Origin of the sequence: Microcystis wesenbergii FACHB-1317 (assembly GCF_014696875.1) — a bacterium.
GTDB lineage: Bacteria > Cyanobacteriota > Cyanobacteriia > Cyanobacteriales > Microcystaceae > Microcystis > Microcystis wesenbergii_A.
Map to the genome: position 1 here is coordinate 1 of NZ_JACJQV010000001.1, position 2038 is coordinate 2038.

The window sequence follows — 2038 nt, forward strand, 5'->3', positions numbered from 1 at the left end:
AATTCTGGTTCTAAATTAATCACTTGTTTTTGCTCAGGAGAAACCACAATTGGCGTGACGCAACCATGAAAATAAGTTGTCGTTCCCTTACGATGATTGCGGCAATTACAATGGGGACAACTAATTTTCTTTGAAGAAAAATATTCCGTACCATCTAAAGCTATTAAAATTTCCTCATCTAAGGAGAAAAATTTTTTAATAACTCCCTGTTTTTTTAACCCTTGATAGACTTGTTGAAAAGAGCCAAATATTGTGGCAGCTGGGATAGGAGCTAACAGGTTTCTGATTTGATGATCACCAGGTATTTTTTTGATACCAAATAAACTTGAAGCATTATCTTTTCCCTTACTACTTTTCATCAAACGTTGATGCTCTAAAAAAGAAGGTGACTGAGTAAAAAAACCCGAAAAAGCCGCCTTAACTGCATCTTCTACCTGATATTTGGTATTGTTTCCTGGTTTTCTGTCATCGGGTAAGTCATGTAATTCTTGAACTAAAAATTGTATTAGACCTCTTGCAAAAGTCTTAAGTCGATCCTTGTACAGCAACATTTTTGAAGATTATCAACTACTAATAAATAATTAACTGAAAGTCCCTCCCATTATTGTTTCTATCGTTTGTTTTCGGATTTATGCAAGAGGTCTATTAATTCAGGAATTTCTCAAGTCACAGCCTTTTTCGTCATCGCAGAACAGTTTGATTAATTAATATTTCCAACTTAATAATTTTGGCTCTTCGTTACTTGGTATGGTTCGATAGGGGGGCATAAATCGACTAAATCCTTATCTGGTAAGAGACTTAATTGATTAGTTCGCTCTAGAGCAAAAACAATTGACAAAAATCGCCAAATGCCTTTCTATATAAGGGTTCCACCCCTTATGCCCCCGTCAATTGCATAACACAAACCAAAGAACCATAATTTTACCTCAACAGACAACAATCATCAATTTTTATTTGGTTCTCTTTCTGATGTAGAGAACTTTTGTTCTAGATTTCTCCCATCTTTCAAATATTTTGAGTATAAATACTCTATATACTCACTTCTCTGCGATGCAGTCGCACTCGCGGGAGCGCATTTTGTAGCTTGCTTAAAGCTTTGTTTCTGTCTGTATCACTTGTTACTTTTTAAAATGAGAATTGCTGCTTTAAACACTTTTGTTGAGGCCTTGGCAGCTTTTCGCGTAGCGATGTCTTTCCGTTTCTTTAAGTGGCTGCTCGACAATCATGACGTGTTTGCCGCTTATAAAGCCAGTTTCGGCCTTGTTTGTGCTTGAAATTTGTTTAAGTCCCACTAAGCTTGAGTGGCCAGAGATTTTCTGGATGGTTCGCAATGGTACGCCCGCCGCGTGCATCCGGGTTAGTGCTGTCCTGCGGAATGAATGAGTAGATATACCTTTAAATCCCAATCGATCGCAAGCTTCTCCCAATACCAGATCGGTGTAGGCGCGGGTTAGAGGTTTGTCGCCCGCCCTGCCGGGGAAAAGGTATTCGTTCGGGGAAGCGATCTCAAGATAATCATTAAGAATTTTTTCAAGGCTAGGAGAGATAGGCAGCGATCGGCTGCCTTTTTTGCCTTTAGTATTTGCCTTTCTGATTGTGATGATCCCATTGCCAACATCCCCGGCCCGGATCGATAAGGCTTCGCTGATTCGGCAGCCGCAAAATAAGCAGATTGCAAAAATAGCCCTATCTCTGGGATTGAGAAGATTAAAGATAGCTGCTACTTCCTCATCGCTGAGAATTTTGGCTTGGCCGTTGCGATCGCGCTTCATGGGAATGGGAAAACTTGACAAAAGTTTCATTTTAGCAAGTCATCTCGTAAAAAGGTTTATTATCAACAGATTACGAATTGTTAAGAACCCGTGGGGTTCACGGGTAGGGGTTATAGTCATTTCAAATAAGTGTGAGACGAGGGAAAAATAAGTTAAAATAAAGAGAAACGAGCAAACCATATAGAAAAATGTCTTATAGCCTAGACTTGAGAAAAAAAGTAATCGATTATGTAGAGAATGGGGGAAGCATAACCAAAGCCGCCGCT

Annotated in this window: 1 protein-coding gene and 3 pseudogenes; 2 read left to right on the top strand and 2 right to left on the bottom strand. The window is 39.4% G+C overall.

Translation table 11 applies throughout. The annotated features are described in order from the left end of the window. A pseudogene (locus H6F92_RS00005) lies at window positions 1-545 on the bottom strand (ISNCY family transposase); the annotation flags it as partial. Between the two features lie 528 nt (window positions 546-1073). Between H6F92_RS00005 and H6F92_RS26905 the strand changes: the two are divergent. Continuing rightward, window positions 1074-1274, top strand: a pseudogene (locus H6F92_RS26905) (IS701 family transposase); the annotation flags it as partial. A gap of 30 nt (window positions 1275-1304) precedes the next feature. On the opposite strand, the pseudogene H6F92_RS00010 reads toward H6F92_RS26905, so the two are convergent. Further along, a pseudogene (locus H6F92_RS00010) lies at window positions 1305-1802 on the bottom strand (tyrosine-type recombinase/integrase); the annotation flags it as partial. 158 nt (window positions 1803-1960) lie between these two features. On the opposite strand from H6F92_RS00010, the gene H6F92_RS00015 reads away from it, so the two are divergent. Next, the coding region (locus tag H6F92_RS00015; RefSeq protein ID WP_199308084.1) for an IS630 transposase-related protein at window positions 1961-2038 on the top strand (78 nt) is incomplete at its 3' end.